Raw genomic sequence first — 13973 nt, 5'->3', positions numbered from 1 at the left:
TTTAAGCTCCCCCCTTTACTAAATCTTTTGCGATTTCTTTAAGGCGGGTGGCAGTTTCCCTTACTTTCACATTTGTGATATCTTCTACTTCTTCGTAAGACAAAGCTCCTGGATAGCACACTTTAATACACGCTGGATCCCCACCACAGTTATCACATTTTATTACCTCTTTCCCTGTGTGATCCAATTTTATGGAACCCCACGGGCATGCTACGATGCACTGTTTACATCCGATACATTTTTCCTTGTTAAGTTCTACCACCCCTGTTTCAGGGTTCTTAGTCAGAGCGGAAGTAGGGCATACTTCTTCACAATATGCTCTCTCACACTGCAGACAAACACTTGGGACGAAGGTTAAATCTTCCAAAACTCGTTCACTTTGATTCGAGAGTCAAGGGGGTTAAACTTTCCCGTATGCTCAAAAGAACAAGCATACTCACATGCCCTACATCCCGTGCATTTTGCCTGATCCAACATCAATACTTTCATGCACACTCCTCCTTTCAATATTTTAAAATGTTAACTGAACTACAGTTAACTAAAAAAAAAAGAAAACTTTGTTACATTCAAACTCCTATTTTTGAAAAATTTATATTGTTGTTATTTTAACTCTTATGTAAAAAAAAGTCAATTTGATTTATTGGCAATTAGAAGCGTTTAGGGACGATTATTTTCAATTAGAAGGCAAATTCTTGCAAATAAGCGCTTTTCTTAATCTTATCTTGAAAAACAAGGATTAATAGAGGAATGAAAGTTCTATTTTTTCATCGAAGGTTCACCATCTGTCTTTTTCTTTTACATATTTAATTCAGGTAGATGCGATTGAATAATCGCATCTACCTGAGAAGTTCACCTTATTACAGAGACTCCTGAAAAATTCTTTGTAAAACTTCATCATTAACTGGAATAGGTGCCAAGGGTAGCATAAGTTTTCCCGCAATTGAGGTTTTAGCCTGTTCTACTAACTTGGATATATCCTTTTCCGAAAAGTACTTCCCCATACTTGTAGGCTGTCCAACCATGGATAACCACTCTTTTATTCGTTCGGCAGCAAAGCTATCCTCACCAGGAAGGCCTCGAAGCTCAGGCACAATTGGGTGATATATATCAGCCAGAACCTCAGGTACAGCGTGATAAATTTCTTTGACCACAGCTGGCAGAAGAATCCCAAGTCCTTCCCCATGAGTTACTTCTGGGTTGATGGCGCTCATGGCGTGCTCCAATACATGAGTTATGTGTAAGAGACCAATATCAAATGAAATTCCAGCAATAGCAGAAGCATACATCAACCAATAACGCGCAACGAGATTCTTTGGTTCAACAATTGCCTGAGGCAAATATTTGGACACTAGTCGAATAGCTTCACGAGCTAAAGCTATCGAGTAAGGGTTTGTAGTAATCGTTGTTGCCGCTTCTGTGGCATGATTTATGGCATCAATGCTTGTTGATATAGTTTGTTTGAGAGGCAGAGATAAAGTAAGCTGTGGATCGTCAATGGAATAAGTGGGATAAATGTGAGGAGAATTGATAGCCGGCTTATCATCTCCGTCAGATTGAGCTACAGCAAATGCATCTGTTTCACTACCGGTTCCATGAGCTGTATTAATGACCACAATGGGCAAAGCTCCAGTAATCGGTTCTCCTTTTTCGTAAAAGTCAACTGCTTTTTTCCCAGAGTGATACATCAGCACTGCTACAGTTTTGGCCGTATCTATAACCGAACCTCCTCCAATTGCCAAAACTGCGGTGGCTTGCATCTTCTCCCCCACCTGTGCAGCCTCCTCACAGTTATCATAAGTGGGGTTAGGCCGGACACCACTGTAATGCTCAAAACCCTCCGCTTCTTTATTCAGCACAGGTTCTACAATATCCCATGCTCCGCAAGCTTTGTAAGCAACATTATCTGTTACGACCAATATTTTGCCATGACCACTGTTCCGCAAATTTTTAACAATGTCCTCAATCTTGTTGATCGCTCCAACACCAAAATAGGTAACAGGCCGAGCAGGTTGCAACGCGAAAACTTTGTTGATATCAATCTTGTTTTCGTTAAAATTCATAATACACCTCCTCTCATTCTCAAAATACTCTCTTTAGAAACTCTAAAACACTCACTACATCATGGTTTTAAAAAATAACTTTTTACAAAATACCTCCTTTTTCCTTATACGCTCTTATTCAATATTTGAAACTCTTTTTTACTAATTCTCTGAAAAGCAAGGCATTTTATCGTATTCTCAAACCCTCATAAAAACCATCTCCTTTTTCATAATTTTTTCTATTTCTAAAGTGTCTATTCTCAAAATGTAGTGTCTTCAGAAACTCTAAAAACACTTATCATTTCGTTTTTAAAAAACGATTTTTTCAAAACGCCCATTTTTCACCTTCTGTGCTTTCATTCAGTATTTGGAGTTCTTTTTTATATTGCTATTCTTTCTCACCATTGATAAACTTGCTTTAACTCAACCTTCATTATCTACTATTTTCGTGATAGAACCTATTTTAACTCTTATGTAAAAAAAAGTCAATTTGATTTATTGGCAATTAGAAGCGTTTAGGGACGATTATTTTCAATTAGAAGGCAAATTCTTGCAAATAAGCGCTTTTCTTAATCTTATCCTGAAAATCAAGGAATAATAGAGAAATGAAAGTCTTATTTTTCATTGAAGGTTAACTATTTCAAGGGAATAATCCTTTAAGTCTATGAGTAGTAACTTGTTGTCTAGGGTATCTTTTCTTCCTGTTATTACTTTAATTGCCTCTATTACTTGAATGGATGCTATAATCGAGACTACAGGTGAGACAACAGAAACCTTTTCCTTTGTTGTATCAATTTCTCCAAATATATCTTTTAAAGTCAAAGTTTTACCTGGTATTATGGTTGTTAATTGACCATACCATTGATTAACCCCTGCGTGTATATAAGGAGTGTTGGATTCCCAAGCAAGTTGTTCAAGAATATATCTCGTTTCGAAATTATCAAGAGCGTCTAATATAACGTTCACATCTTTTGGTATTTTACTCTTTTTTGAAATTTTTTCTACCTTTGTTTCTATTATCGTTGGTAAGTTAAAAGATTCAAGAGTTTTTTTAGCTTGATCGACTTTGTATTCGCCGATGCTATCCATGCCATATAATACTTGACGGTTTAAATTAGAAAGCTCAACCTTATCATAATCCACCAAATATATTTTTTTTACACCAACCCTTTGTAACTCCAACGCCTGATGGGTTCCAAGACCTCCAGCTCCACCAATATAAACAACAGCTTGTTTTAACTTTAGAGCCTCTTCTTCTGTGAACAACATTTTTTGTCTTTCCAAGTAATCCATTTCATCCTCCTCCAGAAGGTGGAAAGATCGTTATTTCGTCTTTATTTTCTACCAACGTATCCAGACCTTGTAAATGGAGAATATTTCTTCCATTTAATAATATAATCGTACCGCTTTTAAGTTCTCCATCTTTTAGTAGTTTTCTATTAAAATAATTATCGAACTCACGATCCAATAATTTTATTATTTCTTTAACGGATTTTGAGCCTGATAATTGATAATCAACTTCATCCTTGTTCAAATCAAACTTTATAAGGGAAAAGAATTTTATTTTCAAATCTTTTCACTCCTTTCCATATTCATTTCCATTTTTTCAATATCTTCCTTATAATTTATATTGAAAAACAGTTTTTCGGGTTCTCCAATTTCTCTTATAATGGTTTCTTTTATTATTCTAACCTTTACTTTGGGGAAAAAACTCTTCAACTTTAATTGATCATTTTTTAGTGAAGCATTGATAAAAGGCAAACATTTTTTGCTATAAACAGCGGCAAGTGGCTCAAGGTAAGAATTATACTCGGGCACAAGAACGTCATAATCTTTCTTCTGTAAGTTTACAAATTCAAAAAATTCATTTGTCAAAAAAGGCATATCACAGGCTGTCAAAAAATTGTACTCGCTATCAGAACAGGTTAAACCAGTAAGCAAACCTCCTAATGGACCTTTATTTGGTATGATGTCCTCACAAAAAACTACATCTTGCAAAAAAACATACTCTTTGACGTTCCCTATTATGTATACTTTTTCAAATGCATTTTGCAGACCTTCAACGATCTGTTCTATCAAAGGTTTCCCGTTAATTGTTTCCATTGCTTTATTAGTTCCAAATCTGCTACTCTTGCCTCCTGATAGAAGTAAAGCGTTCATCAATTAAAACCTCTCTTTGTGAAACTCTTTTTTCAACTTTTTCCAATTTAACTGGGGTTATTTTTAATTCAGGTATCTTTGCTTTTAAATCATAAACACGATTGGTAAGTTTATTTGCTGGACTTTCCGCATAGTGAAAAGGCATGAAAAGTTGACCAGATTTAACTCTTTCTCCAACTTTTGCATAGGTTTCAACCGTTCCTTGAGACGAAGTTATCCTAACTCTATCTTTATCTTTGATCCCCAATTTTCTTGCATCTTCTATATTTATTTCAACATAGGAGTCTGGTTCATGCTTGTCAATAGGATAGGATCGCCTGGTCATAGTTCCCGTATGGAAATGGTATAACATTCTTCCCGTCATTAATATAAAATTGTACTTTTCATCAGCTTCTTTTTCTGGAGGAGCAAATTCAACTGGAAAAAATTTACCTTTCCCACGAGAAAAACCATCCTTATGCAAATATTTTGTACCTGGATGATTAACATCAGGGCAAGGCCATTGCAAACCACCTTTTTCCAATCTTTCATAACTTATTCCGCCGTATAATTTTGATACTTGTGCGATCTCATCCATAATTTCAGAAGGAGAATTATATTTCATTTCATAACCCATTTTATTAGCCAATTTAGTTAATATCTCCCAATCTGCTTTAGCCCTTCCAGGAGAGTTGACCGCTTTTCTCACCCTTTGTATGCGTCGTTCGGTATTTGTAAACGTACCCTCTTTTTCAGCAAACGACGCCGCTGGCAAAACTACATCTGCAAATTGTGCAGTTTCAGTCAAGAATATATCCTGCACTATTAAAAAATCCAAACTTTCTAGAGCTTTTTTAACATGGTCTTGATCTGGATCAGACAAAAAAGGATTCTCACCCATTATGTAGAGAGCCTTTATCTTTTTACCAGCTTCTTCAAACATTTCTGTTAAAGTCAATCCTTCTCTATCAGTTAATTTTACACCCCAATAATTCTCAAACTTTTCTTTAATTTTGGGATCACTGACTTTTTGATAACCAGGATAAACATCAGGTAAAGCCCCTACATCACAAGCACCTTGCACGTTGTTTTGTCCCCTTAATGGATTGACTCCTGTGCTTTCAAAACCAACGTTCCCAGTTAAGAGTGCAAGATTCGTAAGAGAAAGTACGTTGTTAGTTCCGTATTTATGTTGAGTTATTCCCATTGCAAAATATATTGCTGCTTTTTCGGCTAAACCAAACATTTTTGCAGCTTCGATTATCTTATCTGCTGGCACACCTGTAATCTGGGATACTTTAGATGGTGTATAACCTTCTATTACTTTTATATAACTTTCAAATCCTTCCGTTCTTTCTTCAATGAATTTTTTATCAAGTAACCCTTCCTGGACGATAACATTCATCATTCCATTTATTAAAGCCACATCTGTTCCAGGCTTGTGATGTAATGAAATGTCAGCAATTTCAGAAAGTTCTATCTTCCGAGGATCTGCTACTATTAAATGGGTCCCGTTTTTCTTCGCCTTTTTTATCTTGCTTCCAATTACCGGATGATTCTCCATTGGATTTGAACCTATAACAAATATTACATCACTTCCCTCTATTTCTGATATAGAGTTGGTCATGGCTCCCGAACCAAATGCCATCCCTAATCCAACAACAGTGGAGGCATGACAAAGTCTGGCACAGTGATCTACAGAATTTGTACCAATTACTGCCCTCATAAATTTCTGCATAATATAGTTTTCTTCATTTGTACATTTTGCTGAGCTCAACCCACCTATTGAATCACTTCCATACTTTCCTCTTATATTCAATAGTTTTTCTGCAACATAATCTAATGCTTCTTCCCAACTAACTTTTTCAAAATGTCCATTTCTCTTTATCAAAGGGTCAGTCAATCTATCCGTGTGATTGACAAAATCATAACCAAAACGGCCTTTCACACAGCTTTCTCCATGGGGGTTTGGAGAGTTTTCGTTGTAAACCGAACCAACTTGAATTATTTTATTGTTTTTGGTTCTTAATTCCAATTGACAACCAACCCCACAGTAAGGACAGGTCGTTATAGTTTTATTAAATTCGTAATAACGCCCCTTCCCTTTGGAAGGAATATAAGTAAGAGCCCCTGTTGGGCACATTTCAACGCATTGCCCACAAAAGACGCATGGAGAATCTTTCCCTCCCAGATCTTCATCAAATGGAGGGCTAACTTTAGTTTCAAAACCTCTATTGACAAAATCCAATGCGTTACACATTTGAATCTCTTTACATGTTCGTACACATTTACCACAAAGTATGCATTTGTCTGGATCAAGCTGTATAAATTCATTCTGAGCTTTTATCTCAAAACGTGGGAGTTTCTTTGTTCCGAAGGTGGATTCTTTAATTCCATATTCGTAAGCTAAATCCTGAAGGACACAGTTTCCATTAGCTTCACATGTCATACAATCCATTGGATGATCAGAAACTAGTAAATCTACAACCGTCTTTCTAGCCTCGATAACCCGTTCACTATCCGTTAAAACCTTCATCCCATCAGTTACTGGTGTAACACAAGAGGCAACTAATTTACGATTATTTTCCAATTCTACCAAACACATTCTACAAGAACCTACATCGGATAAATGTGGACTATGACATATGGTAGGAATATAGATACCGTTTTGTTTTGCAACCTGGAGTATAGTTTGGCCTGGTTCAGCTTCGTAATCATTATGATTTATAGTAACTACCAAAACATAAGACCCCTTTCATTATTAAATTTACGAAAAATTCAATATCAAAAAATCATATTCTTAGCGGTGAAAATATTTACAACAACTTCTTCATCTACTAGTTGAAGTTTATCTGTAATATTATATCTCGTTATTCCTTTTGAAGAGTAAGAAATATAAAGATATCCATTTTTACAATCCATACTTAAAATTGGAAGATCTAAATCTATGATTCTATTTAAATCAAAATTTGACAGATCAACGATCGCCAATTGAGAGCCTATAGAATAAAATATATATTTATCATTCAGAGCAATTATATCGGGCGAATAATCAAAGCTAAAATAATCGATAATGTTAAAATTTACGTCTGTCCTAAATACCCCTTTTTCTGTTAAAAGGATAAATCCATCAGAAATTGAATGAATTTGTTCAATATGATCTTTGGAATAAAATTTAAAACTACTCTTTCCCGTTAAAAAGTTAAACTCTGTTATCTTATCTTCCTCAGCTATATACGCAAAGTTATCAATAATTTCTATATCTTGAGCCATTCCTACAAACACCTTTGTTCCATCAAAGAAAGAATATATATTCTCTTGGGCAATAACGAATACACCTTCTTGTGTTTCTTTTATACCTACAATGTTTTCAGGAAAACTTTTGGTAATTGTATTCGTAGCATCATAGAAATTAACTACATTTTCATTGAGTTCGTAAAAGCCCTTCTCGCCTTTTATCAAATCCCCAATATATCTTTTCTCCCATAACTTTTCTTTTTGTTTATCTATATAAACTATCTTTCCACCCTCATCAATTAATACTCCTGATTCTAATGTGACAAACTCATCAATTGAGTCAACTGTATTAATATACTTAAGTAATTTTTTAGTATTTAGGTCATAAATATACAGCCCGTCTTCGTTATTCGTTAAGTATATATACCCGTCATTTATCATAATATTTGGTCTAGAAAATTGTCCAGTAATAATTTCTTGAGTTTCTAATGATTCCAAACTTCTTTTATATACACCGTTATTCGTAGAAAAATAAAGCAAATCATCTGCTAAATGTATAGAAAAAGCATCTTCATCCCATATATACAATGGTTTCACATCATGTTTTTTTGTCGTGGTCAAATCTTTTGTTTCAAATATTTGTATACCCATTAAATCGTCGTTCACTACAAAAAAATCCTTACTCAAACTAATCATTCTAGGTGAAACCAACTGATCATAATGATTAATTTCTTCAACTGTTCGATCTTCTTTGACTTCATAAATCTTCATCCCTAAACCTGGACCAATAACAAATAAATACTTTTCAAACATTTCAACTTGGGTTACCATGCCCCGTAAACGAATATGTTCTTTCAATCTTATATACACCTTATCTTTCAAATCGAAGCTTATCAAGCCATTTTCACCATCCGCAACAAATAATAATTCTCCATTCGTTGCAACGGATAAAGAATCACCAAATGTGGAGTAAGAGTTTAATAAAGTTACTTTTTGGGGATCTGAAAAATCATAAATTTTCAATCCCTCTCTGTCAACAAGATAAAGATAATCTTCATAAATTTGAGCATCGTTAACATAACTACCGGTTGTTACTGAAGCAATTATTTCTTTCTTTTCAACATCGAAAACATAAAATCCTTCGTAACCTCCTATTATTACTCCGTATTTGGCATTTACTGTTGAAATAGGAATTTTTTCTTGAACAATCGGATTAGTAACCTCTTCTACTTGAGTACTACTCCCCTGAACAGACCTTTCTTTTGCAATTTGGATGTAAAATATTACAACCGAAGTCATTATCAAAATTAAAACAATTAAAAAGCCTAAAATAGTATAATTCTTAATAATTTTGCGCACGGGTTACACCCCAATATGTTATAATTTTAATATAATTATAACATAATTTTTTTCGTATATTCTTTAGCCCAGAGACAACTTTTTTTCTAAATACTTTTATGATATAATTTTTTAGAAATTTATTGAATTATAACTAACCATTTTAGAAACAAAATTTTGATTTTAAAAAGGGGGAGTAAAAATGCCATCCGAGTTGAAAATAGTCACATTCAACATTGGTAAAGAAAAGTTTGGCCTCGATATTATGAATGTGGATGCCGTAATTGAGTATGAAGAGACCACTAAATTACCAAATGCTTCTGACTATTTCGAAGGTGTAATAAATTATCGCAATGAAGAAGTTTTACCTATCATCAACCTGAGAAGAAAATTTAAAATGTCCGACTTTGAAGACAGATCTCACGCTAAAGTAATAGTTTTAAAAATCGATCAAAGACGTGTGGGAATAATGGTTGACGATGTAAAAAACGTAAGAAGTATCGACCCTAATTTAATAAACGAAAAACCTAATATAGGTGGAATGCGCGGAGCTGATTTTATAAGTGGCATAGCACGTTTAGAAGATGGTATGTTAGTAATATTAGATATAGATAAACTGTTGACTGAGGAAGAAAAGATAGCTATAGACGAAGTTATTAATAATTAACCTGCTTTCAAAAAGCATAAAAAGTGGCGATATATTTATTACGCCACTTTTTTATGAAAAATTCATTCTTCATCTGCAGATGTTGGAATAACACAAATAAATTCTAAATCTTCATCTCCTGCGTTCTTCAATTGGTGCTCTATGCCTCCAGGGACGTAAACAAAACTTCCAGCTTCAACTGTATTGTATTTTTCTCCATCATAAACTTCTGCCTTACCTTTAACTATAAATATTTCATGTTCCCATCTATGAGAGTGTTTAGGAGAATATCCACCTGGTTTAACAGTGAATAGCCTCATAACAAAATTAGGCGCTCCATAATTACTCTTCCCTATTAATATTCTTTTTTCAACATCTTTAGTCATTTCATTATTTATTATTAAAGGTTTAACTTCCTTTGCTTTACCTATTATTGCTTTTTCCTGCGACATATTCGATTTTTTCCTCCCTTGTATCTAAGTATTTTGTTTTTTATCTTTTGTTACTAGTTTTGGGATACTGGTCTTTATTTTTCCCAATCTGTTAACATCGCTCTCCAATGAGGCTTTATTTTGCTTTACAATTTCTTCATACACTTCTTCACGATAAATTTTTATATCTTTAGGTGCCTCAAAACCGATTTTTATACTTCCATTATCTTGTTCAACCATAATGAGTTTTATTTTTCTATTTCCTACTTGTATTACGATGGATTCTCCTATTTTTCTAGATAATATCAACAAATCTATTCACCATCTTTTTGAACAGACAGTATAGCATTACTTCTTTCCAATTCTTCTTTCAAAAGATGTCTAATTTTGTATTCTTCATTTTCAATTAAATATTGTACCCCTTTATGATTTTTTTGCGAAATAATAATTGGAGCAGCTAAATTTATAGTTATTTCATCTTCTTTTTCAGGTATAGTCAAAATACTTAGTATTATAGCATCTTCTGATTTCTCTAATTCCAAGTATTCTGTTAAATCTTGAGGAAGAGCAAACTGATAATCGTTTCTTATAAGTTGAGGAAAAGTAACAGGAAAAGCTACTTTCTTATCTTCTAACGAAGCTAACCACATGATGGGATAAGTATCTTCCGGTTCCAGCAAAACAAACTGTTTAAGATCTTCGAAACCAGGAATACCATACTCAAAAATTATCGTTCGCTCAGTATCTATCTTCACACTTCCCAACTTCGTTTCATATTCTTTTATCATAATTTTGGAAAACCTCCTTATAGAAAATCTGCCAAGGTTGGGGGAATAATATTACCAGCAGCTTTTAAAGCGGCTTGTAAAACATTTTGCTGCATTGCCAATTCCATGACAACTTGAGCGATATCCGCATCAGCTTCGTTGGATAAAAATTCAGTCGAAAAAGTATTGAAGTCCTCCATTCTATTTGAAGTCATTTCTAAAACTCTTTGAGTGGCACCAACTTCGGCTAAATTCTTTAACGTTTTACCTTGTATTTCTTCAATATTTCCTAACTCATTTTGGATTGAAGTATTATCTCCCGATTCTATAGCTTGGGATAGTCTTTTGACTATACCAAAAATAGACGCACCACTATCGGTTACAAAAACATCATAAACTGTTTTACCGTATTCTATACCTTGCCCGCCAACGGAAATCTTCTGCCTGATATTCGCTTGTGATGGTACTGTTATTTTAAAATCCCCACTACCATCTATTTCTACAACTTTTTGATTGTTTTTAGCTCCCCCAAACACATAGTTTCCAGAAATTTCTGTATTTGCTATAGAAACTAGTTGCGTATTTATCTTGTTAAGTTCTTCTGATATAGCTACCTTATCCTCTTTAGTTAATGTATCATTTGCTCCTCTAACTGCAAGCTCTTTAACTCTAAGATATATCGAGCTCACTTCCTGTAATGCTGTATCATACATATTCACATAATTTTGGGCTGTTTCCACATTAGTTTTATAACGTTCAATTTCCCTCAATCGGCTATCTAAATCGGAAATCCTTGTCGCAACAGCTGCATTATCTGATGGGTATCGAACTTTCTTTCCTGAAGTTAATTGAGAATTTAAATCACTGTATTTCCTTAAAACATCTTGAATATCGTTAAGTGTTCTACTACTTAAAAGATTTTCAGTGATTCTCATGTTTTTACCTCCTCACCAACCAAACAAGTACTATTCACTCTATTATACAACACCCAAGTTGTTAATAACCGTCTCCATCATTTGATTGACCGCTGTGATAACCCTGGCAGAAGCATTAAAAGCCTGCTGATATTTCACAAGATTAGTCATCTCCTCGTCGATAGAAACACCCATCACCCTTTCTTTTTCAAGGCTGATTTCACTATTCAACATTTCACTGTTTAGCCTCATTTTATCCGCGGTTTCTCCCTTAACTCCTATATCTGTAACAATATTTCCCAAAAAGTTTGAAAAACCAACCCTTCCATTATCTAATACGGAATTATCATACATCTTGGATATTTCATCCCATACACTAACGTTTCCTGCACCAGTGGGAGAATAATTAATATCATAATAACCCAAATCGGTAGCAAGTAAAGAAGGGTTCTCTTTTAAGTTAGACGATACAGAAATTTGATTGACTATTCCTAATTCCTTATCAATTCGTAAAAGATCCGCTTTAGAAAACTTTTCATCTATTTGTTCAGGGCTTATATCTGGAGAAATCAGTGTAACGATATTGTTAGAATCATCTTCGATAAATCCTAAAGCATTGAATAATTTTTCGGGACCCTTTATAGTAACGTTCTTTAAGTCAAAATCTATTAGATTTCCAGCTCTCAACACAAATGAACCATGTGGAGTAACAGAAGCGGTAACCCCCGTGTTTGTGGCATTGATTTTATCAACCAAGTCATAAACAGTGTCTTTAAGAGGGTTAATCTCGATTTTTATTCCATTTATACTCATTTCTATTTTTTCATTTGAACCTAATAAATTATTCAAAGTAGGTTGTGAAGTATCTAAGACATCCAATGTAACTTTTTGTGCTTCCATTTGTGAAAGAGACCCATCTATGTCGTTTAAAACGATGGTATCCAAGTCTGCATTTGGAATTTTCGTTGTGGGGAATATGTATATAAATCCATCAATTTCTTCTGCTTTCAAGTAACCTCCAGAACCGCTGTTTATATTTGATACTAAATCTACAGCATTAGAAAAATTTATATTATAATTAGCACCGGACATTTCAAATTCAAGGTTACCAGGTATAACTTTTGCAGAATCTATTTTGTATGCCTTAATTTCTTTAGTAGGAAAACCGTATTCCCTGAGAAAATCTCCTTCTATATCAACTAGTAATTTGTCTTGAAAACCAGAAGTATCATCAAAATAAATAGCATTATTTGTTGAATCATATTTTATTGAATTGTTATCGTTATAATGAAAAGGCAAAGCTGCAGCATCTACAGTGTAAAGATCGAAATTATTTAAATCAATTGAAGGATCACTATAAAAACTGCTTAAACTCGTGACGTGCTTAATTTCGTCTGGATGGAATACGTCCGAATTTCCTGCTATCCTGAAAAATCTTGAATTTTCAAAACCTCTTTTGGTACTTATATCAGCAAAAAAGTTGGCCCCTGTTATAGTTCCTGTTGAATCCCACCCTTCTTTATAAATAAGATTAGTTGTATCTACTAAATACAAACCAAACTCATCGAGTTGTTGTTGATAAGAAGGGATGATTTCATCTCTCAATTCAAAAAGTGCAGACATTTTTCCATCGTTAAAAGTCAACAAATTACTGCCTACATAGGCATAATAGGCATCGTTTGTTTCTGCAATGGTTAAGGATCTTATCTCTTGATAACTACTTCCATTTAAAACTACTTTATCCCCCATACTCAAAGAAATTTGACCATTTGAATGACTTGTTATTCTTATATTGGAAAGTTCTGAAAGTTTATCCAACAATCTATCCCTCTCATCAAGCAAATCATTAGGGGAACCACTCATTGAACTTGATGTGAGTATCTTTTGATTTAAATCGGCAATCCTTTTCAAATAACCGTTTATTTCGTCTATTCTGAGCTTTATTTCATTGTTTATATCATTTTTTAATTCTTCTAACCTATAGTTAAGATCTTTCATGGTGTTAACTAATTCTTCCGCTCGAGATACAACCTGAGTTTTAGCGGCTTCATTTGATGGATCAGTTTTCAACTCCTCGATTGATGCCCAGTAAGAATCATACATATTTCTCAAACCCGTTTCTCCAGGTTCACCAAACAATTGTTCAATATAATGCACATTAGAATATATATTTTCCCAATAATTCAAACGAGAAGAAGTTTCTCGAAATTGCAAATCTAAAAATTCGTCTCTCACTCGTTGAATATCGCTTACCGTAGAACCAGTTCCAAAAGATAAAGCTGCTCCCCCACTCCCTATCGTTGTTAAATTAATAGGGTTGGTAGTCACAATAACAGGACTTTGCCTAGAAAAGCCCTGGGTATTAGAATTAGAAATATTATGGGCGACAACGCTCATAGCGATTTTATTGGTATAAACTCCTAGTAAACCCGTGTTCAATAGGCCGTTCAAAGTCATTGCAC

Annotated in this window: 14 protein-coding genes; 1 reads left to right on the top strand and 13 read right to left on the bottom strand. The window is 34.1% G+C overall.

All coding sequences use genetic code 11. The features are described from left to right. Position 1: 1 nt before the first annotated feature. The 8 genes from NAAC61_RS02220 to NAAC61_RS02185 form a co-directional block, all read right to left on the bottom strand. Positions 2 to 367 carry a 4Fe-4S dicluster domain-containing protein gene (locus NAAC61_RS02220; RefSeq protein WP_199718826.1) on the bottom strand — a complete coding sequence of 122 codons (366 nt, stop codon included), beginning with the start codon at positions 365 to 367 and terminating at the stop codon, positions 2 to 4. Next, the gene (locus NAAC61_RS02215; protein WP_199718827.1) at positions 355 to 489 is read right to left on the bottom strand and encodes a 4Fe-4S binding protein; all 135 of its coding nucleotides are present in this window, start codon (positions 487 to 489) and stop codon (positions 355 to 357) included. Before NAAC61_RS02215 ends, NAAC61_RS02220 begins: the two co-directional genes overlap by 13 nt. 368 nt (positions 490 to 857) lie before the next feature. After that, complete coding sequence (locus NAAC61_RS02210) at positions 858 to 2060, bottom strand: iron-containing alcohol dehydrogenase (protein WP_103064554.1); 1203 nt, start codon at positions 2058 to 2060, stop codon at positions 858 to 860. A 600-nt stretch (positions 2061 to 2660) separates the two neighbouring features. Next, positions 2661 to 3332 (bottom strand): HesA/MoeB/ThiF family protein, encoded by a 672-nt coding sequence (locus NAAC61_RS02205; protein ID WP_202695191.1) that lies wholly within the window; start codon positions 3330 to 3332, stop codon positions 2661 to 2663. A gap of 1 nt (position 3333) precedes the next feature. After that, positions 3334 to 3609: a MoaD family protein gene (locus NAAC61_RS02200; RefSeq protein WP_202695190.1), complete on the bottom strand. Its 276-nt coding sequence runs from the start codon at positions 3607 to 3609 to the stop codon at positions 3334 to 3336. Then, positions 3606 to 4199, bottom strand: coding sequence for a molybdenum cofactor guanylyltransferase (locus tag NAAC61_RS02195; RefSeq protein ID WP_202695189.1), 594 nt, complete (start codon positions 4197 to 4199; stop codon positions 3606 to 3608). The genes NAAC61_RS02200 and NAAC61_RS02195 overlap by 4 nt, the downstream gene beginning before the upstream one ends. Continuing rightward, positions 4165 to 6918 (bottom strand): formate dehydrogenase subunit alpha, encoded by a 2754-nt coding sequence (gene fdhF, locus NAAC61_RS02190; RefSeq protein WP_202695188.1) that lies wholly within the window; start codon positions 6916 to 6918, stop codon positions 4165 to 4167. The genes NAAC61_RS02195 and fdhF overlap by 35 nt, the downstream gene beginning before the upstream one ends. A 44-nt stretch (positions 6919 to 6962) precedes the next feature. Then, positions 6963 to 8774 (bottom strand): DUF5074 domain-containing protein, encoded by a 1812-nt coding sequence (locus tag NAAC61_RS02185; protein WP_202695187.1) that lies wholly within the window; start codon positions 8772 to 8774, stop codon positions 6963 to 6965. Positions 8775 to 8955: 181 nt separating this feature from the next. Here NAAC61_RS02185 and NAAC61_RS02180 point away from each other — a divergent pair, with 181 nt between their 5' ends. After that, complete coding sequence (locus NAAC61_RS02180) at positions 8956 to 9420, top strand: chemotaxis protein CheW (protein WP_121959861.1); 465 nt, start codon at positions 8956 to 8958, stop codon at positions 9418 to 9420. Between the two features lie 62 nt (positions 9421 to 9482). Here NAAC61_RS02180 and NAAC61_RS02175 read toward each other — a convergent pair whose 3' ends face one another. From NAAC61_RS02175 to flgK, 5 genes are read right to left on the bottom strand one after another with little or no spacing between them, the layout of a single operon-like run. Continuing rightward, positions 9483 to 9851, bottom strand: coding sequence for a cupin domain-containing protein (locus tag NAAC61_RS02175; protein WP_103064559.1), 369 nt, complete (start codon positions 9849 to 9851; stop codon positions 9483 to 9485). A gap of 24 nt (positions 9852 to 9875) precedes the next feature. Next, positions 9876 to 10142, bottom strand: a complete 267-nt coding sequence (locus NAAC61_RS02170; protein ID WP_103064560.1) for a carbon storage regulator — start codon at positions 10140 to 10142, stop codon at positions 9876 to 9878. 2 nt (positions 10143 to 10144) lie between these two features. Further along, positions 10145 to 10618: a flagellar assembly protein FliW gene (gene fliW / locus NAAC61_RS02165; RefSeq protein WP_103064561.1), complete on the bottom strand. Its 474-nt coding sequence runs from the start codon at positions 10616 to 10618 to the stop codon at positions 10145 to 10147. A 17-nt stretch (positions 10619 to 10635) separates the two neighbouring features. Then, the gene (gene flgL / locus NAAC61_RS02160) at positions 10636 to 11532 is read right to left on the bottom strand and encodes a flagellar hook-associated protein FlgL (protein WP_202695186.1); all 897 of its coding nucleotides are present in this window, start codon (positions 11530 to 11532) and stop codon (positions 10636 to 10638) included. 42 nt (positions 11533 to 11574) lie between these two features. Then, positions 11575 to 13968 (bottom strand): flagellar hook-associated protein FlgK, encoded by a 2394-nt coding sequence (gene flgK / locus NAAC61_RS02155; RefSeq protein WP_237729720.1) that lies wholly within the window; start codon positions 13966 to 13968, stop codon positions 11575 to 11577. Positions 13969 to 13973: the final 5 nt, after the last annotated feature.

It is taken from the genome of Petrotoga sp. 8T1HF07.NaAc.6.1, assembly GCF_016772115.1.
GTDB classification, from domain to species: domain Bacteria; phylum Thermotogota; class Thermotogae; order Petrotogales; family Petrotogaceae; genus Petrotoga; species Petrotoga mobilis.
Note: the sequence above shows the minus strand (reverse complement) of the source record. Positions and strands in the feature narration are given on the sequence as shown.